The sequence below is a fragment of the Rhodococcus sp. IEGM 1305 genome (assembly GCF_030058635.1).
GTDB classification, from domain to species: Bacteria; Actinomycetota; Actinomycetes; order Mycobacteriales; family Mycobacteriaceae; genus Rhodococcus_F; species Rhodococcus_F opacus_D.
This window is the reverse complement of sequence record NZ_JASHKX010000006.1, coordinates 141,440-161,109: the sequence shown is the minus strand read 5'-3', so window position 1 is coordinate 161,109 and position 19,670 is coordinate 141,440. Positions and strand designations below refer to the sequence as shown.

Annotated in this window: 16 protein-coding genes; all 16 read left to right on the top strand. The window is 69.4% G+C overall.

Annotated features, from left to right (window positions below; genetic code table 11):
• Window positions 1-85: 85 nt before the first annotated feature.
• The 16 genes from QM693_RS13285 to ileS all read left to right on the top strand — a co-directional run bounded on the left by QM693_RS13285 (window position 86) and on the right by ileS (window position 19,662).
• Window positions 86-1,699 (top strand): UDP-N-acetylmuramoyl-L-alanyl-D-glutamate--2,6-diaminopimelate ligase, encoded by a 1,614-nt coding sequence (locus QM693_RS13285; RefSeq protein WP_283352562.1) that lies wholly within the window; start codon window positions 86-88, stop codon window positions 1,697-1,699.
• On the top strand, window positions 1,696-3,210 hold the full coding sequence (locus QM693_RS13280) for a UDP-N-acetylmuramoyl-tripeptide--D-alanyl-D-alanine ligase (protein ID WP_283334261.1): 1,515 nt from the start codon (window positions 1,696-1,698) through the stop codon (window positions 3,208-3,210). The genes QM693_RS13285 and QM693_RS13280 overlap by 4 nt, the downstream gene beginning before the upstream one ends.
• On the top strand, window positions 3,207-4,286 hold the full coding sequence (mraY, locus tag QM693_RS13275) for a phospho-N-acetylmuramoyl-pentapeptide-transferase (RefSeq protein ID WP_005247625.1): 1,080 nt from the start codon (window positions 3,207-3,209) through the stop codon (window positions 4,284-4,286). The genes QM693_RS13280 and mraY overlap by 4 nt, the downstream gene beginning before the upstream one ends.
• Window positions 4,287-4,290: 4 nt before the next feature.
• Window positions 4,291-5,793, top strand: a complete 1,503-nt coding sequence (murD, locus tag QM693_RS13270; protein ID WP_283352561.1) for a UDP-N-acetylmuramoyl-L-alanine--D-glutamate ligase — start codon at window positions 4,291-4,293, stop codon at window positions 5,791-5,793.
• Entirely contained in the window at window positions 5,790-7,325 is a 1,536-nt protein-coding gene (gene ftsW / locus QM693_RS13265) for a putative lipid II flippase FtsW (protein ID WP_105413645.1), read from the top strand. Before murD ends, ftsW begins: the two co-directional genes overlap by 4 nt.
• Entirely contained in the window at window positions 7,322-8,470 is a 1,149-nt protein-coding gene (murG, locus tag QM693_RS13260; protein ID WP_283334263.1) for an undecaprenyldiphospho-muramoylpentapeptide beta-N-acetylglucosaminyltransferase, read from the top strand. Before ftsW ends, murG begins: the two co-directional genes overlap by 4 nt.
• Window positions 8,467-9,978 carry a UDP-N-acetylmuramate--L-alanine ligase gene (murC, locus tag QM693_RS13255; RefSeq protein ID WP_283334264.1) on the top strand — a complete coding sequence of 504 codons (1,512 nt, stop codon included), beginning with the start codon at window positions 8,467-8,469 and terminating at the stop codon, window positions 9,976-9,978. Before murG ends, murC begins: the two co-directional genes overlap by 4 nt.
• Complete coding sequence (locus tag QM693_RS13250) at window positions 9,975-10,862, top strand: cell division protein FtsQ/DivIB (RefSeq protein WP_283334265.1); 888 nt, start codon at window positions 9,975-9,977, stop codon at window positions 10,860-10,862. The genes murC and QM693_RS13250 overlap by 4 nt, the downstream gene beginning before the upstream one ends.
• 217 nt (window positions 10,863-11,079) lie before the next feature.
• Window positions 11,080-12,276: a cell division protein FtsZ gene (ftsZ, locus tag QM693_RS13245; protein WP_105413648.1), complete on the top strand. Its 1,197-nt coding sequence runs from the start codon at window positions 11,080-11,082 to the stop codon at window positions 12,274-12,276.
• The gene (gene pgeF / locus QM693_RS13240) at window positions 12,273-13,016 is read left to right on the top strand and encodes a peptidoglycan editing factor PgeF (protein WP_283352560.1); all 744 of its coding nucleotides are present in this window, start codon (window positions 12,273-12,275) and stop codon (window positions 13,014-13,016) included. Before ftsZ ends, pgeF begins: the two co-directional genes overlap by 4 nt.
• 45 nt (window positions 13,017-13,061) lie before the next feature.
• Entirely contained in the window at window positions 13,062-13,787 is a 726-nt protein-coding gene (locus QM693_RS13235; RefSeq protein WP_283352559.1) for a YggS family pyridoxal phosphate-dependent enzyme, read from the top strand.
• 85 nt (window positions 13,788-13,872) lie between these two features.
• Window positions 13,873-14,550, top strand: coding sequence for a cell division protein SepF (locus QM693_RS13230; RefSeq protein ID WP_283334268.1), 678 nt, complete (start codon window positions 13,873-13,875; stop codon window positions 14,548-14,550).
• Between the two features lie 133 nt (window positions 14,551-14,683).
• Window positions 14,684-14,986 (top strand): YggT family protein, encoded by a 303-nt coding sequence (locus QM693_RS13225; RefSeq protein ID WP_005247609.1) that lies wholly within the window; start codon window positions 14,684-14,686, stop codon window positions 14,984-14,986.
• A gap of 102 nt (window positions 14,987-15,088) precedes the next feature.
• The gene (gene wag31 / locus QM693_RS13220) at window positions 15,089-15,940 is read left to right on the top strand and encodes a DivIVA-like cell division protein Wag31 (RefSeq protein WP_283352558.1); all 852 of its coding nucleotides are present in this window, start codon (window positions 15,089-15,091) and stop codon (window positions 15,938-15,940) included.
• A 49-nt stretch (window positions 15,941-15,989) separates the two neighbouring features.
• On the top strand, window positions 15,990-16,241 hold the full coding sequence (locus tag QM693_RS13215; protein ID WP_283334269.1) for a hypothetical protein: 252 nt from the start codon (window positions 15,990-15,992) through the stop codon (window positions 16,239-16,241).
• Window positions 16,242-16,527: 286 nt separating this feature from the next.
• The gene (gene ileS / locus QM693_RS13210; RefSeq protein ID WP_280782554.1) at window positions 16,528-19,662 is read left to right on the top strand and encodes an isoleucine--tRNA ligase; all 3,135 of its coding nucleotides are present in this window, start codon (window positions 16,528-16,530) and stop codon (window positions 19,660-19,662) included.
• Window positions 19,663-19,670: the final 8 nt, after the last annotated feature.

Below are 19,670 nucleotides of genomic sequence, written 5' to 3'. Positions count from 1 at the left end.
ACGCAGGGAACTGCCGAGGTAGCACGCTGTATCGATCCGTGCACTATGCCGTTGTCAGTGAGAGTCGACATCCGAGAGGAGCCCGGTGCCTGTTCCGTCCCGCCCGCAGTCGGCGTCAGTGGAGGTGAAGGTCACAGACAGCCTTCGCCCCGCCCAGCCGGTCCGTACCACGGTGAGCGCTCTGGCAGCGCTCGCCGGAGCGAGGGTCGAGGCACCCACCGGAACCGCCGAGCACGTCATCGTCACCGGGGTGGATCTCCGCGCCCAGGGGATCGTCGAGGGCGATCTGTTCGCGGCCCTTCCCGGGGCCCGCGCGCACGGCGCGGAATTCGCCGCCGACGCTCTCGCACGCGGCGCGACCGCGATCCTCACCGACGAGGCCGGATTCGCGCTGGTGTCCGCGCTGGGCTCGGACATGCCGGTGCTCGTCCACGACGACCCACGCGGCGTCCTCGGTGAGCTGTCGGCAACCATTTACGGCCGGCCCTCGGAGAAGATGCAGGTCATCGGCATCACCGGGACGTCGGGGAAGACCACGACCTCGTATCTCGTCGAAGCCGCGCTCACCGCCGCGGGGCGGACGACCGGTCTCGTGGGCACCATCGAGACCCGGATGAGTGGCCGCCGGGTGCCGAGCGCACTGACGACCCCCGAGGCGCCGCAGCTCCACGCCCTGTTCGCCGTGATGCTCGAGCAGGGGATCGACACCGTCGTGATGGAGGTGTCCAGCCACGCGCTGTCGCTCGGCCGCGTCGACGGAGTCCGCTTCGATGTGGGCGCCTTCACGAACCTCTCCCAGGACCACCTGGACTTCCACCGCGACTTCGAGGACTACTTCGCCGCGAAGGCGCGGCTCTTCGCGGCCGATTCGTCCGTGCACGCCCAGCACGCCGTCATCTGCATCGACGACGTGTGGGGACAGCGGATGGCCGACGTCGCCCGCGGTGCGCACTCGATCGTGACGACGGTCGCGACCACGCCGGACAGCGAGGGCGCGGTGTGGACGGCGGGCCCGGCGACGGTGTCGCTCTCGGGCTCGCAGACCTTCGCGCTCACCACGGCCGAGGGCACGACACTCGACGTGGAGCTCCGTCTGCCGGGGCAGTACAACGTCGCCAACGCTTCCCTCGCCGTCGCGCTGTGCGCGGCGCTGGGTGTCGATCCGCGCGACGCCGCCCGGGGCATCGCCGGGGTCGACGTGCCGGGCCGGGTGCAGCGGATCGACCGGGGACAGGACTTCCTCGCCGTCGTCGACTACGCGCACAAGCCCGCAGCGGTCGAGGCCGTGATCGCGACGCTGCGCGAGCAGGTGCGCGGTCGCGTCGCTGTCGTCGTGGGTGCGGGCGGCGATCGCGACGCAGGCAAGCGGCCGCTGATGGGCGCCGCGGCCGCGCGCGGTGCCGACCTGCTGATCATCACGGACGACAACCCCCGCACCGAGGACCCGGCGAAGATCAGGGCCGCGGTCCGCGAGGGCGCTCTCGGAGTGCCCGAATCCGAGCGGGGACAGGTGTGGGAAGTAGCGGACCGAGCGAAGGCGATCGCCGACGCCGTCGGCTGGGCGCAGGCAGGCGACGTGGTTCTGGTCGCAGGCAAGGGACACGAGATCGGTCAGGAGATACACGGGGTGAAGTACCCATTTGACGACCGCGACGTACTGGGCGACGCGATCGAGCGACAGGTCGGAGGAGCGCGATGATCCCGATGACACTCGCTCGCATCGCCGAGATCGTGGGCGGCGAACTGCACGGCGTCGCCGATCCGTCGGCCGAGGTGACGGGAACGGTGGAGTTCGACTCGCGCAAGGTCACCGCCGGGGGGCTGTTCCTCGCCCTGCCCGGCGCCCACGTGGACGGCCACGATCACGCGGCGTCGGCGGTCGAGGCCGGTGCGGTCGCGGTCCTGGCCGCGCGCCCGGTCGGCGTCCCCGCGATCGTCGTCACCCCGACGCCCAGCGACATCCCGAGCAAGGCGATGGCTCTCGAACACGACACCGACGGATCGGGCGCCGCCGTGCTCGCGGCCCTCGCGAAGCTCGCGCGCGCCTCCGTCGACGGCCTCACCGCGAAGGGGCTGACCGTCGTCGGCGTCACCGGATCGGCGGGAAAGACGTCGACCAAGGATCTGCTCGCCGCCGTCCTGCGCCCCCTCGGCCCCGTCGTCGCGCCGCCCGGATCGTTCAACAACGAACTCGGCCACCCGTGGACCGCGCTGCGCGCGGACGCGGACACGGGATTTCTGGTTCTGGAGATGTCGGCCCGCGGCCGCGGCCACATCGCCTCCCTCGCGAACATCGCACCCCCGAAGATCGGGGTCGTCCTCAACGTGGGTACGGCGCACCTCGGCGAATTCGGTTCGCGTGACGCGATCGCCGCCGCCAAGGGCGAACTCGCGGAGTCGCTGCCCTCGGCGGACGAGGGTGGTGTCGCGATCCTCAACGCCGACGATCCGCTGGTGGCAGCCATGGCCCCGCGCACGTCGGCCCGTGTGGTCCTCGTCGGCCGGTCGGAGTCCGCGCACGTGCGGGCCACCGACATCGTGCTCGACGAGAAGGCAAGGGCGCGTTTCACTCTCACGGCGCCGGTGGGCAGTGTCGCCGTCGAGCTCGCCGTGCACGGCGAACACCAGGTCGGCAACGCGCTCGCCGCAGCGGCGGTGGCGCTCGAATGCGGGGCGGACCTCGAGCAGATCGCGCAGGCCCTCTCCGGTGCCGCCGCCGTCTCGGCGCGCCGGATGGACGTCCGCGACCGGCCGGACGGTGTGACCGTCGTCAACGATTCGTACAACGCGAACCCCGACTCGATGCGGGCGGCCCTGAAGGCGCTGGTGTCGATGGCCAGGACGGGCCGGGGTGCGGCGCGCCGGAGTTGGGCGGTGCTCGGAGAAATGGCCGAGCTGGGTCCAGAATCAGTGGTCGAACACGACGCCATCGGCAGATTCGCCGTCCGACTGGACGTGAGCAGGCTGATCATCGTCGGAACCGGCAGGCCCGCCCGCGCCATGCATCAGGGTGCGGTCATGGAGGGTTCGTGGGGTGAGGAGTCGATCCTCGTCCCCGACATCGCCGGTGCGGTCGCCTTGCTCGAAGCGGAACTGGCGCCGGGTGATCTGGTGCTGGTCAAGGCGTCGCAGTCCATCGGATTGTGGGAGGTCGCGGACACGGTGTTGGCGGGAAGCACGGGACAGAAGGGTTCGGAGGCTACGCGGTGAGACAGATCCTCTTCGCGGCGGGCATCGCGCTCGCCGTCTCGATTCTGCTGACCCCCGTTCTCATCAAGGCCTTCTCCCGTCAGGGATTCGGCCAGGAGATCCGTGTCGAAGGTCCGGCGAGCCACCAGTCGAAGCGCGGCACCCCGACGATGGGTGGCGTCGCCATCCTCGCCGGACTGTGGGCCGGCTACTGGGGTTCGCACCTGATCGGCATCGGCTACAACGCGGACGGGCCGTCGGCATCGGGACTGCTGGTTCTCGGTCTCACGACGGCGCTCGGCGGGGTCGGGTTCCTCGACGACTTCATCAAGATCCGCAAGCAGCGCAACCTCGGACTGAACAAGACGGCGAAGCTGGTCGGACAGCTCATCGCGGCAGTGGCGTTCGGCATTCTCGCGCTGCAGTTCCGGGGCGCGAACGACCTCACACCGGGCAGCGAGCACCTGTCGTACGTGCGTGACATCGCGACGGTCACGATGGGCTCCGTCGTGTTCGTCGCGTTCTGCTACCTCCTGGTGAGCGCCTGGTCGAACGCGGTCAATCTCACCGACGGCCTCGACGGTCTCGCTGCCGGGTCCATGAGCCTGGTCCTCGGCGCGTACGTGATCATCACGTTCTGGCAGTACCGCAACGCGTGCGAGACGAGCCCCGGCAAGGGCTGCTACGACGTCCGAGATCCGCTCGACCTGGCCCTGATCTGCGCGGCCGGTGCCGGTGCGTGCATCGGATTCCTGTGGTGGAACGCGGCGCCGGCGAAGATCTTCATGGGCGACACCGGTTCGCTGGCACTCGGCGGCATGCTCGCCGGACTGTCGATCACGACGCGCACCGAACTGCTGATGGTCGTGATCGGCGCGCTGTTCGTCGCCGAGGCGGCATCGGTCGTGATCCAGGTCGCGGTGTTCCGGTCGAGCCGAAGACGAGTGTTCCGGATGGCTCCGTTCCACCACCACTTCGAACTCGCAGGGTGGGCGGAAACCACGGTGATCATCCGGTTCTGGTTGTTGGCCGCCATCGCCTCCGCGATCGGGCTCGCGCTGTTCTACAGCGAGTACCTGGCAGCGATCGGGGGCTGACGACGTGGCAGAGGAACACGGCGGGCTCGACTGGTTGCGGGGTCGCAGCGTCCTCGTCGCCGGTGCGGGTGTCTCCGGCCGGGCCACCATCGAACCTCTTCGTGACCTCGGTGCGCTCGTCACCGTGACCGACGCGAACGTCGACGCCCTCGCCGAGTGCGCGCGGCTCGGCGCCGCGACCGTCCCGATCGACGATCTGCTCGCCGAGCGGGACCGGGTCGCCGAGTTCGCGCTGGTCGTGACGAGCCCGGGGTTCCGCCCGGACGCACCGCTGCTCTCGCTCGCCGCCGGGGACGGGGTACCGATCTGGGGCGACATCGAGTTCTCGTGGCACGTGGACCGGGCCGGGCTCTACGGCCCGCCGCGACGGTGGCTGGTGGTCACCGGCACCAACGGCAAGACCACGACGACCTCCATGCTGCAGTCCATCCTCGAGGCGGCCGAGCTGCCGAGTCTGGCCTGCGGCAACATCGGGCTTCCGGTGCTCGACGCCCTGCGGCACACCGAACCCCGGGCGGAGGCGCTGGCGGTCGAACTCTCGTCGTTCCAGCTGCACTGGGCGCCGTCGGTCCGGCCGGCCGCAGGCGCGATCCTCAATATCGCCGAAGATCATCTGGACTGGCACGGCGGGATGCAGCCGTACATCGATGCGAAGGCGCGCGCCCTGACCGGTGAGGTCGCGGTGCTGGGCCTCGACGACGAGGTCGCGTCCTCTCTCTTCTCATCGTCCCTCGCAGCCCGGACCCTGGGTTTCCGGCTGGGCGTGCCGGCGCCGGGCGAGCTGGGTGTCGAGGACGGGTACCTCGTCGACCGCGCGTTCGCGGACGGCGAGCGGCTGGCCCCGACCGAGGGGATCACTCCGCCCGGGCCTGCCGGACTGATGGATGCCCTGGCCGCGGCGGCTCTGGCACGGGCGATCGGAGTTCCGCCGGACGCCGTCGCCGCAGGTTTGGCCGCCCACGTCGTGGGCCCGCACCGCGCGGCACTCGTCGCCGAGGTCGGGGGCGTGACGTTCGTCGACGACTCCAAGGCCACCAACCCGCACGCCGCCCGCCCGTCGATACTCGCCCACGAGCGGGTGGTGTGGATCGCCGGGGGTCTGCTGAAGGGTGCGCGGGTCGACGACCTCGTCCGGGAGGTGGCCGGTCGCCTCGCCGGCGCCGTCCTGCTCGGCCGCGATGCGATGCAGATCGCAGAGTCCCTTGCGCGACACGCCCCCGAGGTTCCCGTGGTCACTGTGGAAACGGGAGACGATGCAGGTGTGAGTGCAGTCCAGCAGACCGCGACGCACCGGGTGGTGGTGCTGCCGGCGGACACCGACAGCGACGCCGTGATGGGTGTCGTCGTGCGTGAGGCGGCTGCGCTGGCAACGGCAGGGGATTCCGTCGTCCTGGCGCCCGCGGCGGCCTCGCTCGACATGTTCGCCAGTTACGGCCACCGGGGGGACAGCTTCGCGGAAGCCGTCGGCGGGCTCGACGCGTCGGACATCTCCAGGACGCTGCGATGACCTCCGCCGGAGCCCGCACCCGACGCGTCCCCGAGGGACAGCGGTCCCCGGCTCGCACGGCGGCCGCCCCCGGTGTGGCGAAGCGTGCACCATCCGGTCCCCGCACCCGCACCGCACCTCCGCGCGGCCCGCGCACCCGGATCGGGGCCTGGCTGTCGCGACCTCTGGCGTCGTTCCACCTCGTGGTCACCATCGCGTTTCTGCTGACGGTCCTCGGCCTGGTGATGGTGCTGTCGTCGTCGAGCGTCGAGGCCTACGCCTCCGACGGTTCGGCGTACACCCTCTTCACCCGGCAGGCGTTGTTCGCGGCTCTCGGGCTCGGCCTGTTCTACGCGGCGCTGCAGATCCCGGTCCGGGTGATGCGCGCCCTGTCGTTCCCGGCCTTCGCGGTCACGATCATCCTGCTGGTTCTGGTCCTCATACCCGGCATCGGCACCGTGTCCCAGGGCACCCGCGGCTGGTTCGTCGTCGCGGGATTCTCGTTGCAGCCCGCCGAGCTCACCAAGATCGCGTTGGCCGTGTGGGGTGCGCACATCCTGGCGTCGCGGCGCAGCGACATCTCCAGTATCCGGGACATGCTCGTTCCGCTGGTGCCGGCCGCGCTCGTCGCGTTCGTCCTGATCATCCTGCAGCCCGACCTCGGCACGACGGTCTCGCTGGCCATCATCCTGATGGCGCTGCTGTGGTTCGCGGGCCTGCCGCTGAAACTGTTCGTCGCCATCCTCGGCACCGGTTTCGGCGGAATCGTGATCCTCGCGCTCACCGCCGGCTACCGCTCCGCTCGCGTGCGCGAGTTCCTCAATCCCGGTTCCGACCCGCAGGGCATCGGGTACCAGTCGCGGCAGGCGATGTATTCGCTCGCGGACGGCGGGATCCTCGGACGAGGGCTGGGGCAGAGCCGCGCGAAGTGGAGCTACCTGCCGAACGCCCACAACGACTTCATCTTCGCGATCATCGGCGAAGAGCTCGGATACCTCGGCGGCGCCGCCGTCCTCGGCTTGTTCGGACTGTTCGTGTACACGGGCCTGCGCATCGCGGCCCGGTCCGCCGACCCGTTCCTGCGCCTGCTCACCGGAACGGCGACGGTGTGGATCACCGGGCAGGCGTTCATCAACGTGGGGTACGTGATCGGGCTGCTGCCCGTCACCGGCCTGCAGTTGCCGCTGGTGTCGGCCGGCGGAACGTCGACGGCCACCACACTGTTCATGTTCGGCCTCGTCGCCAACGCGGCGCGGCACGAACCGGAGGCGGTCGCGGCGCTGCACTCCGGGCAGGACGGCCCGTTCGGTCGTCTTCTGCGTCTCCGCAAGCCGGAGGCGTATTCGCCGGTGCGGGCCGACGCGGCACGCGCCGAGGCGGTGCGCCGCGCCGAAGCCCGGCGGAGGGCCGGTCGCGAGATGGCCCCGCGGACCCGCAGCGTCACATACGAGAAGGGCCGCCCCGAACGCGGCAAGGGCCGCACCCCCGAACGAGGTGCACGTCAACAGCGAAGCTCGGGTGGCCGAGCAGGAGAGCGAGGATTTCGTAGGTGAACGGCGACAAGTCCACCCTGTCGGTGATCGTGGCCGGTGGTGGTACCGCCGGGCACATCGAGCCGGCTCTGGCAGTGGCCGATGCGATCAAGGCGATCGACGACACCGCGGTGGTGACCGCTCTCGGCACGGCGCGCGGCCTCGAAACCACCCTGGTTCCCGAGCGAGGCTATCCGCTCGAGCTCATTCCGCCGGTGCCGCTGCCCCGTAAACCCACCCTCGACTTGCTGCGGCTTCCCGGCCGGGTACGCGCGTCGGTGCGCCGCACCCGCGAGGTGCTCGACGCGACCGGCGCCGACGTCGTCGTCGGTTTCGGCGGGTACGTCGCGCTGCCCGCATACCTGGCGGCCGGCCCCGGTCTGCTCCGCCGCAGGCGCCGCATTCCGATCGTGGTGCACGAGGCGAACGCCAGCGCCGGGATCGCGAACAAGATCGGTGCCCGCCGCGCCGCCCGGGTCCTGGCGGCGGTCGCCGGTTCCGGAGTGTCCGCTCGCGGCCGCTCGGAGGCGGAGATCCTCGGGATCCCGGTCCGGGCGTCGATCACCGGTCTCGACCGGGCGGCTCTGCGCGCGGAGGCGCGTGCACACTTCGGGCTCCCCGCCGAGGGTCCGGTGCTGCTCGTCTTCGGCGGCTCGCAGGGTGCGCGGTCGCTCAACGAGGCCGTGTCGGGCGCGGCGGAGTCGCTCGCCGCGGCCGGTGTGGCCGTTCTGCACGCGCACGGACCGAAGAACACCCTCGACGTTCCCGCGACCCCGGGCGGCCCGCCCTACGTGGCCGTTCCCTACCTGTCGCGGATGGACCTCGCGTATTCGGCCGCGGACGCGGTGATCTGCCGGTCGGGCGCGATGACGGTGGCGGAGGTGTCGGCGGTGGGACTTCCCGCGGTATACGTGCCGCTGCCCCACGGCAACGGGGAGCAGGAACTGAATGCGCGACCGGTGGTCGCCGCCGGAGGTGGAATGATTGTCGCCGACGGAGACCTGTCCGCCCGATTCGTCGCGGAGACCGTGATCCCTCTGCTGCGCGACCCCGCACAGCTCGAGGACATGGGGCGACGGGCGGCCGGCGCGGGTCACCGCAGCGCAGCCACCGAGGTTGCGCGGATCGTGCTCGACGTGGCCGCGCTGACAAGGGGAACCCGATGACCGACCTGCCCGCGGAGTTGGAACGAGTCCACATGGTCGGGATCGGCGGCGCCGGAATGTCCGGAATCGCGCGGATCCTGCTGGCCAGGGGAGGGCAGGTGTCCGGATCGGACGCCAAGGAGAGCCGCGGCGTCCTCGCCCTGCGTGCCCGCGGCGCGCAGGTCCGCATCGGCCACGACGCCGGCGCGCTCGACCTGCTGCCCGGCGGCCCGACCGTCGTGGTCACCACCCACGCCGCCATCCCCAAGGACAACCCGGAACTGGTGGAGGCGGCCAGGCGCGGGATTCCCGTGATCCTGCGGCCCGCGGTGCTGGCGTCGCTGATGCAGGGGCACCGCACCCTGCTGGTTTCCGGCACCCACGGCAAGACGTCGACCACGTCGATGCTGGTGGTGGCGCTGCAACACTGCGGTTTCGATCCGTCGTTCGCGGTCGGCGGCGAACTCAACGAGGCCGGAACCAACGCGCACCACGGCAGCGGCGACGTGTTCGTCGCGGAGGCCGACGAGAGCGACGGTTCGCTACTCCAGTACGACCCGGACGTCGTCGTCGTCACCAACGTCGAAGCCGACCACCTCGACTACTTCGGCAGCACCGAGGCGTACATCCAGGTGTTCGACGATTTCGCGGCCCGTCTGTCGCCCGGCGGTCTGCTCGTCGCCTGTCTCGACGATCCAGGGTCCGCGGCGCTCGCGCAGCGGGTGGCGGCGCGAGGGCTGCCCGGTGTGCGGGTGCTGGGATACGGCAGCGCCGAGAACGCGGACGGGGCCTTCGCGTCGGTCGACGGCGTCGAGGTCGGCGCGCGACTGCTCAGCTTCGAGGCGAGGGACGTCGGCGGAGTCCTGCAGTTCCAGCTGGCCGGCGAGCAGTCGCCGAGGACGGTCCGGATGGGTGTGCCCGGCAGGCACATGGCGCTCAACGCGCTGGCCGCTCTCCTCGCCGCCCGGGAGGCAGGCGCCGACGTGGACGAGATCCTCGAAGGCATCGCCGGATTCGGGGGAGTGCACCGCCGGTTCCAGTTCACCGGCCGCGAGCACGGGGTCCGCGTGTTCGACGACTACGCGCATCACCCGACGGAGGTGCGTGCCGTGCTCGGCGCCGCCGCCGATCTGGTGCGCCAGCCCCACGAGGCCGACCGCCGAGAATACGAGGACTCGGTGCGCAGCGGCAAGGTCATCGTGGTGTTCCAGCCCCACCTGTACTCCCGCACAGCAACATTCGCGGAAGAGTTCGGACACGCCCTGGATCTCGCCGACGAGGTCGTGGTCCTCGACGTGTACGGCGCGCGGGAAGAACCGCTCCCGGGTGTCAGCGGCGCCCTGGTCGCGCTGTCGGTGTCGAAGCCGGTGCACTACCAGCCCGACCTGTCGCAGGCACCGCGTCAGGTCGCGGCACTCGCGTCCCCCGGGGACGTGGTGATCACCATGGGTGCCGGTGACGTGACGATGCTCGGCAACCAGATCCTCGACGCTCTGCGTGCGGCTCCGCACCACCACCCGTCGCGATGACGCGGGAGCGTCGGGGCCGGTCCGAGCGGCCGGACCGCCCGGTTCGCCGCGACGTCCAGCGAAGTCCGCGGCCGGGGGCTGCGGCCGGTGCCCGCGCGACGGCGAGCGATCGGGCGTCCTCGCGTCGGCGCACCTCGACGGTCACCGAGCCCGGAACGCGGCGCACCCGCGAATCGGCCTCGGCGGCACGGAAGTCCGCGGCGGTGGAGACACCGCGGCGGCCGTGGTACCGGCGGCCGGCAGTGATGGGCGCCGTCGGTGTCGTCGTGGTCGTGGCGCTCGGTCTCGTCGCCTGGTTCACTCCGCTGCTGTCGGTGCGGAAGACGGATGTCGCGGGGGCGATGTCGATCTCCGAGGAGCAGATTCGCCAGGTGCTGGCGGTGCCGCAGGGGCAGCCGTTGCTGCGTGTCGACACGGAGGGCGCGGCTCAGCGGGTCGCCGCGATCCCGAAGGTGGCGTCCGCGCGCGTCCAGCGGGTGTACCCGTCCACCATCCGGGTCACGGTAACCGAGCGGGTGCCCGTCGTGTTCGTCGACAGCCCCGGCGGTACCCATCTGCTCGACGCGGAGGCCGTGGACTACGAGATCGCACCGCCGCCGCCCGGGGTGCCGCGTCTGGTGACGGAGTCGCCGGGGTGGGGCGACCCGTCGACGGCGGCGGCGATCGAGGTGCTGGAGTCGATGCCGCCTCAGCTGCGCGGTCAGGTGGGACAGGTTGCGGCGAAGTCGATTTCGGATATCTCGGTGACGCTGCTCGACGGCCGGATCGTGGTGTGGGGCGGTACGGAGAAGTCCGAGCGCAAGGCTGCGGTCACCCTGCCGCTGCTCACCCAGCCCGGGCAGACGTACGACGTGTCGAGTCCCGACCTGCCGACGGTGCGGTGAGGGGTCGTGACCCGGATGCGAAACAGTTGCGGGCGAGTTCGTCAAATAACTCGGCGCGTCTCGGCGCGCCTAATGGCGTATCCCTATGCCGGTGCATAGCGTTTCGCTCTAGTCGAGCAGCACTTGACATAACCGTAACCCTATGGTTGAGGTTGAGAGTTCAGGCTGGACCGATCTGTACGAAAGCGTGATACACACTCATGGAAGGCGAGAGCCGATGACGCCCCCGCACAACTACCTCGCCGTAATAAAGGTCGTCGGCATCGGCGGCGGCGGCGTGAACGCAGTCAACCGGATGATCGAGCAGGGACTCAAGGGAGTCGAGTTCATTGCCGTCAACACCGACGCGCAAGCGCTGCTGATGAGTGACGCCGACGTCAAGCTCGACGTCGGCCGGGAACTCACCCGCGGGCTCGGCGCCGGCGCGGATCCCGAAGTCGGCCGCAAGGCCGCAGAAGACCACAAGGACGAGATCGAGGAAGTCCTCAAGGGCGCCGACATGGTGTTCGTGACCGCAGGCGAGGGCGGCGGCACGGGTACCGGTGGCGCACCGGTCGTGGCGAGTATCGCGCGCAAGCTCGGAGCCCTCACCGTCGGTGTCGTCACCCGCCCCTTCTCCTTCGAGGGCAAGCGCCGCGGCGGCCAGGCCGACACCGGCATCCAGTCGCTGCGCGAATCGTGCGACACCCTCATCGTGATCCCGAACGACCGCCTCCTGCAGCTCGGCGACGCCGCCGTCAGCCTCATGGACGCGTTCCGCAGCGCCGACGAGGTGCTGCTCAACGGTGTCCAGGGCATCACCGACCTCATCACCACCCCCGGTCTGATCAACGTCGACTTCGCCGACGTCAAGGGCGTCATGTCCGGCGCGGGTAGCGCGCTGATGGGCATCGGATCATCGCGCGGCGAGGGCCGCGCCATCAAGGCCGCGGAATCGGCGATCAACTCTCCGCTGCTCGAGGCGTCGATGGAGGGTGCGCGCGGCGTGCTGCTCTCGATCGCCGGTGGCAGCGACCTCGGCCTGTTCGAGATCAACGAGGCGGCGTCGCTGGTGCAGGAAGCTGCCCACATCGACGCGAACATCATCTTCGGCACCGTCATCGACGATTCGCTCGGCGACGAAGTGCGGGTCACCGTCATCGCCGCCGGGTTCGACGGCGGCGCCCCCGCCCGCCGGCCGGTCGAGTCGGGCGCTGCCGGTCGCAGCGCCATCGGTGCCGGGCGCGCGGGCGAGGTCGGACAGTCGGCCGACCAGCACAGCGAGCCGATGTCGGTGACCCGCGAGACGATCAGCTCCCACCAGAGCCCGAGCAGTCTGCCGCCGCTTCCGGGAAACGGTCAGTCCCGCGCGGTGCCGGTGTCCGACGAGGAGGGTGAAGACGAAGTCGACGTGCCCTCCTTCATGCGTCGTTGAGTTCACCGTCCACCCCCGATTTCAGGGTTCGCCGGGTCGTCACCACCCGTGCCGGAGGGCACTCCGTCGCACCGTACGACACGTTCAACCTCGGTGATCACGTCGGCGACGATCCGGCCGCGGTGGAGGCGAACCGGCGTCGACTGGCAGACAACATCGGCGTGGCCTTCGACCGCCTGATCTGGATGGAGCAGATCCACAGTCGCAACGTGACCGTGGTCGACGGGCCCACCGACGTGCCGGTACCCGCCACGGACGCGCTGGTGACGACGGTTCCGGGGATCGCACTCGCGACCCTCAGCGCCGACTGCGTCCCGGTGCTGCTGTCCGACGACGAGGCCGGAGTGATCGCCGCAGTCCACGCCGGCCGGATCGGCGCCCGCATCGGCATCGTTCCGCGGGTGCTCGACGTCATGGTCGAGCAGGGGGCGCGCGTCGACCGGATCGGCGCATTCCTGGGTCCGGCGGCCAGCGGCCGACAGTACGAGGTCCCCGCGGCGATGCAAGCCGACGTCGAGAAGTTCCTTCCCGGCAGCGCCACCCGCACCGTCAAGGGCACCCCCGGCCTCGACCTGCGGGCGGGCCTGCGGAAGCAACTGCTCGACGCGGGTGTCGCGGGGGTGGCGGAGGATCCGCGCTGCACCATCGAGGACCAGACACTGTTCAGTCATCGCCGGCAGGCCCCGACCGGTCGGCTCGCGGCGGTGATCTGGATGGATACTGGGCAAGACAGCGTGTGACGACGACCGCCGACGGCGGTGAGGATCGGTGTGGGAGTGGAAACGATGAGCAGGGTCGGGGAGATCGAGGCTGCGCTCGGCGCCGTGCGCGCACGGCTCGACGCGGCGTGCCGGGACGCCGGTCGCGACCCCGCGGAGGTGTCGCTGCTGCCCGTCACCAAGTTCTTCCCCGAATCCGACGCGCGGATCCTGTACGAACTCGGGTGCCGCGAATTCGGGGAGTCGCGGGAGCAGGAGGCCACGGCCAAGATCGCGGAGTTCCGCACCGTGGTGACGGATCCGTCGGTGCGGTGGCACATGATCGGACACCTCCAGCGCAACAAGGCGAAGGCCGTCGCGCACTGGGCGTACGCCATCCACTCGGTGGACAGTGAACGACTCGTCGGCGCCCTCGGCCGCGCGGCGACCGCGGCTCTCGAGGCGGGGGAGCGGCCCGAGCCCCTGCGGGTGCTGCTGCAGGTCAGTCTGGACGGCGATCCGCAGCGCGGCGGTGCCGCGATCGCCGACCTCGAACACCTTGCCGCGGAGGTGCAGTCGTCGCCGGGACTCGAATACCGCGGACTGATGGCGGTTCCGCCGATCGACGCCGACCCGGACGCGGCGTTCGAGGAACTGGAGAAGATACACGCGCGGCTCAGGCGCGACCATCCGGGTGCGACGGACCTCTCAGCGGGCATGACCAATGATCTCGAGCACGCTGTCCGACACGGGTCGACGTGCGTGCGTGTCGGAACCGCGCTGTTGGGTTCGAGGCCTATAACCTCGAAATAGATCGCCCAGGTGATCGCCAACCCGTCCACACCGCTGCGACCGGTCGCAGTTGGATCCTGTCCGCCGCGCCAAGGAAGGTCGATCAATGAGCAGTCTGCACAAGTTCAAGGCTTACTTCGGCATGGTTCCCCTCGACGACTACGAGGACGAGTACCTGGACGAGCCGGAACCTGCGCGCAGGGCTGCTCGACCGGCCCGCGACAGTGGACGTGATCCGTACCTCGACCGTGACGACCGTGACTTCGCCGAGCCGGCCTTCAGCAAGGCTGCCTATGCTCCCGGCCGCCGGGACGACCTCGACGACGACTTCGACCGGTACGACGGCCCCCGGCACTCGTCCCGGGTCGAACCCGTGGCCGTCCGGTCGGCCCGTCCCAGCGCGAGCGGTGCGGTGCGCGGCAGCACCCGTGGCGCGCTGGCCGTCGACACGCGGTCCGAGCGGGTGGAGAGTCGTCGCGGACCCCTCTTCGACGAAGGTGGGCCGCTGTCCAAGATCACCACGCTGCGCCCCCGCGACTACGGGGAGGCCCGCACCATCGGCGAGCGGTTCCGTGACGGCACCCCCGTCATCATGGACCTCGTCGAGATGAGCAACGCGGACGCCAAGCGCCTCGTCGATTTCGCCGCCGGACTGGCATTCGCGCTGCGCGGGTCCTTCGACAAGGTGGCCACGAAGGTGTTCTTGCTCTCACCCGCAGACATCGACGTGTCCGCCGAGGAGCGTCGCCGCATCGCGGAAACCGGCTTCTACAGCCAGAAGTAAACCGGGGAGCGGGGGAAACGACCATCGGGATCCGAACGTCCGAAACGGCGCGGGCCGCGGCGGCTGTGGCGGAGAAAGCCCTGGCCACGCGGCTCGTTTTGATCGGCCGGACATTCTCAGGCAGAGTGAAGGTGTGGCCTTGTTCTCGGTGATCTACTTGATACTGTTTGTCTTTTGGCTGCTACTCATCGGCAGAATCATTGTCGAGTTCGTACGGACCTTCGCACGAGACTGGCGGCCAACCGGCGTCGTGGTCGTCATTCTCGAGGCGATTTTTACGGTCACCGATCCACCGGTCAAACTGCTACGGCGGTTGATCCCCCCGATCAATCTCGGTGGGGTGCGGTTGGATCTATCCATCATGGTCTTGCTGTTCATCGTCTTCATCCTGATGTCGATCGTTCAGGGACAAGCGCGTGCTACGGGTCTGGTGTGACAGAATGGACCCCATTGATCCAGTCTTGTTTCACCGTTACGTAGACTGCGCTGTAACTGAATGCTTGCTAGACCGCCAAATGACGCGTGAAGGGATCCTTCCATGCCGCTGACTCCCGCTGATGTGCACAATGTCGCGTTCAGCAAGCCACCGATCGGTAAGCGGGGCTACAACGAAGACGAAGTCGATGCGTTTCTCGACCTCGTCGAGCAAGAGTTGTCGCGCCTGATCGAGGAGAACGCCGACCTTCGGCAGCGAGTAGGGGAGCTCGACAAGGAGCTCGCCGATGCGAAGAAGGCTCCACGCTCCGGGTCCGCAGCACCGACTCCCGCCCCCAAGGCGGAGCCGGCTCGCGTGGTCGAGCAGCCCAAGGCTCCCGCGCCGGCGCCGGCACCGGCTCCCGCCGCTGCGGCCGCGGCCGCTCCCGCCCAGGGCGCCGACGCTCACATGCAGGCCGCCAAGGTTCTGGGTCTCGCCCAGGAGATGGCGGACCGCCTCACGAGTGACGCGAAGACGGAGTCCGAGCAGCTGCTCGGCAACGCGCGCACCAACTCGGAGCAGCTGGTCAGCGACGCACGGACCCGTTCCGAGACGATGATCGCGGACGCCCGCCAGAAGTCGGAAGCACTGATCACCGACGCTCAGACCCGGTCCGAGACCCAGCTGCGCCAGGCCAAGGAGAAGGCCGATGCGCTGCAGGCGGACGCGGAGAAGAAGCACACCGAGATCATGGCGACGATCAACCAGCAGCGTTCCGTGCTCGAGGGTCGTATCGAGCAGCTCAAGACGTTCGAGCGCGAATACCGTGTGCGCCTGAAGTCGTACCTGGAGTCGCAGCTCGAGGAACTGGAGCAGCGGGGATCCGCAGTTCCGGTGGACGGCGGTCAGGATTCGTTCGCGCAGGGTGGATCGCAGTCCAACTACAGCCAGTCCTACGCCAAGGGCAATAGCTGACTGAGCGCGCGGTAGTTGCCCAGCCAGCGGCCCGGATAGAGGTTGAGCCGTGCTGGTCGTGACACTCGCTCTTGCAGCGGTGGGGTTCGCTCTCCTAGTGGTGGCTCTCATGACCGGTTCGGTCGTGTGGGCCTGGGGATGCATCGTGGTGTGCGTCGCCGGAGCGGTCCTGCTGCTCGTCAGCGCCCTTGCAGGCAAGAAGGCGGCGGCCGTTCCGGGGCAACCCACGAGCGGTGTCCCCGGTGACCGCGGTCCCACACGGGACGCGGACACGGCGCCCGGATCCGACGAGGGCGACTGAGCTGCCGTATCCCGGTGCCGATTGAGCCGCCCCGCGGCGGTGGCGGCTAGACTGCATTCAGCGAATAATTCAGTAACCGAGTTTCGCGGCGACGATCCGGCCATCACCGGGGAGCCTTCGGAAGAACGGCCGGCACGCCGGCTCAGTAGAACCGAACGGGTGGGCCCGTCACAGCCCGGCACCGAGAGGCGCCCTCCGGGGTGCAAGCGGGGTGGTACCGCGGTGGTGACGCAGGAGGCGTCTCCGTCGTCCCCGTGCCGAGTACGTCAGGCACGAGGAGATCGCGGTGACCGACACCAGCAACGTGACCAGCAGCAACGAGTCCTACCCCAAGGTCGACTACGGCGTCTCCCAGGACGCGGGTGTCCGGTTTCCCCAGATCGAGCAGCGTGTGCTGGCCGGCTGGGACGAGGACGACACCTTCCGGGCGTCGGTCGCCCAGCGTGACGACGCCCCCGAATTCGTGTTCTACGACGGTCCGCCGTTCGCGAACGGTCTCCCACACTACGGCCACCTCCTGACGGGGTACGTCAAGGATCTGATCCCGCGGTTCCAGACCATGCGCGGCAACAAGGTCGAGCGCCGATTCGGCTGGGACTGCCACGGACTGCCCGCCGAACTCGAGGCGGAGAAGCAGCTCGGCATCAAGGACAAGTCCGAGATCGACGTCATGGGTCTCGAGAAGTTCAACGAGTACTGCAAGTCCTCCGTGCTGCGATACACGGACGAGTGGCGCGACTACGTCACCCGGCAGGCCCGGTGGGTCGACTTCGACAACGACTACAAGACCCTGGACCTCGACTTCATGGAGTCGGTCATGTGGGCGTTCAAGGAACTGTTCGACAAGGGCCTGATCTACCAGGGCTTCCGTGTGCTGCCGTACAGCTGGTACGAGCAGACGCCGCTGTCGAACCAGGAGACCCGGCTCGACGACGCGTACAAGATGCGCCAGGATCCCGCCGTCACGGTCGACATGCCGCTGCACGGCGAGGGCCCGCTCGACGGAGCCAACGCGATCATCTGGACCACCACGCCGTGGACGCTGCCGTCCAACCTCGCGGTCGCGGTGCACCCGGACATCGACTACGTCCAGGTGACGGGCGCGGACGGCAAACGCTACGTGCTCGCCAAGGATCGGCTGGGGCACTATGCCCGCGAACTCGGCGAGGCACCCGAGGTGCTGTCCGAGCACAAGGGTGCGGACCTCGTCGGGCTCCACTACGACCCGCCGTTCGACTTCTTCGTCGGTCACGAGAACGCGCACCGCGTCATCTCCGCCGACTACGTCACCACCGAGTCCGGTACCGGAATCGTCCACCTCGCACCGGCTTTCGGTGAAGAGGACATGGAGTACTGCACGGCGAACGGGATCGAGATCGTGCAGCCGCTCGACCCGGGCGGCAAGTTCACGGCGATGGTGCCGCCGTACGAGGGTCTCCAGGTGTTCGACGCGAACCCGGTGATCATCAAGGACCTCAAGGCTGCTGGAAAGTTGCTGCGGCACGAGACGATCGAGCACTCGTACCCGCACAGCTGGCGCAGCGGGCAGCCGCTGATCTACATGGCGGTCCCGTCGTGGTTCGTCGCGGTCACCAAGTTCCGCGACCGCATGGTCGAGCTGAACCAGGACATCACGTGGGTGCCCGAGCACATCCGCGACGGACAGTTCGGCAAGTGGCTCGAGGGCGCCCGCGACTGGAACATCAGCCGCAACCGGTACTGGGGCAGCCCGATTCCGGTGTGGGTGTCCGACGACCCGGCGTACCCGCGCACGGACGTGTACGGCTCGCTTGACGAACTCGAGCGCGACTTCGGGGTGCGGCCGACGGATCTGCATCGGCCGATGATCGACGACCTGGTGCGCCCGAACCCGGACGACCCGACCGGGAAGTCGATGATGCGGCGTGTCCCCGAGGTCCTCGACTGCTGGTTCGAGTCCGGCTCGATGCCGTACGCGCAGGTGCACTACCCGTTCGAGAACCGTGAGTGGTTCGACGGCCACTTCCCGGGCGATTTCATCGTCGAGTACAACGGGCAGACCCGCGGCTGGTTCTACACGCTGCACGTGCTGGCGACGGCGCTGTTCGATCGTCCCGCCTTCAAGACCGTTGCGGCTCACGGCATCGTCCTGGGTGAAGACGGACTGAAGATGAGCAAGTCCAAGGGCAACTACCCGGACGTGAAGGAGGTGTTCGAGCGGGACGGCTCGGACGCCATGCGCTGGTTCCTCATGTCCTCGCCGATCCTGCGCGGCGGAAACCTCGTCGTCACCGAACAGGGCATCCGCGAGGGTGTCCGGCAGGCGCTGCTGCCGCTGTGGAACGCGTGGAGCTTCCTGCAGCTGTACGCGCCGACGTCCGGTGAGTGGCGCACGGATTCGACGAACGTCCTGGACCGGTACATCCTCGCGAAGCTGGCCGGAACCCGGGACGCCATCACCGGCGCGCTCGAGACGAACGACATCGCCGGGGCGTGTGACGAACTGCGCACGTTCTGCGACGCGCTGACGAACTGGTATGTGCGGCGGTCGCGTTCGCGCTTCTGGGACGAGGACAAGGACGCCGTCGACACCCTCCACACGGTGCTCGAGGTGGTCACCCGGCTCGCCGCTCCGTTGCTGCCCCTGATCAGCGAGGTCATCTGGCGAGGACTGACCGGCGGACGGTCCGTGCATCTCGCGGACTGGCCGGCCCACGGTCAGCTGCCGGCGGATGCGGAGTTGGTGTCGGCGATGGACGAGGTGCGGTCGGTGTGCTCGACGGTGCTGGGACTGCGCAAGGCGCAGAACCTCCGGGTGCGGCTGCCGCTGCCCGAGGTGACGGTCGCGTCCGACGACGCGGAGCGCCTGCGCCCGTACCTGGGTCTCATCGCCGACGAGGTCAACGTCAAGAAGGTCGACCTCACCACCGACGTGGACGTGCACGGCCGGTTCGAGCTCGTCGTCAACGCGCGCGCCGCGGGACCGCGCCTGGGCAAGGACGTGCAGACCGTCATCAAGGCCGTGAAGGCCGGTGACTGGTCGGAGAATTCGGACGGCGTCGTCGTCGCGGCGGGGATCGAGTTGCTGCCGGAGGAGTACACGCAGCGGCTCGTGGCCGCCGAACCGGAGTCGACGGCAGCCCTGCCCGACGGGGCCGGTCTGGTCGTCCTGGACTCGGCGGTCACCGAGGAACTGGAAGCCGAGGGGTGGGCGAAGGACCGGATCCGCGAGTTGCAGGACGCGCGGCGCGCCGCCGGGCTCGAGGTGTCCGATCGGATCACCGTCGTCCTCGACGTGCCCGAAGAGCGGCGGGACTGGGCGCTCGCGCACCGCGAGCTGATCGCGGGTGAGATCCTTGCCGTCGAACTGGAACTGGCCGAGGCGCCGGGCGACGCCGTCGAGCTCGGTGAGGGTGTGCGGGCGGCGATCGCGAAGGCGTGACCTGTCGG

Excerpts from the sequence above, each read along its gene's own strand:
- QM693_RS13280 (WP_283334261.1), top strand. The coding sequence starts at position 1,696 with ATGATCCCGATGACACTCGCTCGCATCGCCGAGATCGTGGGCGGCGAA.
- ftsW (WP_105413645.1), top strand. The coding sequence starts at position 5,790 with ATGACCTCCGCCGGAGCCCGCACCCGACGCGTCCCCGAGGGACAGCGG.
- murC (WP_283334264.1), top strand. The coding sequence starts at position 8,467 with ATGACCGACCTGCCCGCGGAGTTGGAACGAGTCCACATGGTCGGGATC.
- QM693_RS13250 (WP_283334265.1), top strand. The coding sequence starts at position 9,975 with ATGACGCGGGAGCGTCGGGGCCGGTCCGAGCGGCCGGACCGCCCGGTT.
- ftsZ (WP_105413648.1), top strand. The coding sequence starts at position 11,080 with ATGACGCCCCCGCACAACTACCTCGCCGTAATAAAGGTCGTCGGCATC.
- QM693_RS13235 (WP_283352559.1), top strand. The coding sequence starts at position 13,062 with ATGAGCAGGGTCGGGGAGATCGAGGCTGCGCTCGGCGCCGTGCGCGCA.
- QM693_RS13230 (WP_283334268.1), top strand. The coding sequence starts at position 13,873 with ATGAGCAGTCTGCACAAGTTCAAGGCTTACTTCGGCATGGTTCCCCTC.
- wag31 (WP_283352558.1), top strand. The coding sequence starts at position 15,089 with ATGCCGCTGACTCCCGCTGATGTGCACAATGTCGCGTTCAGCAAGCCA.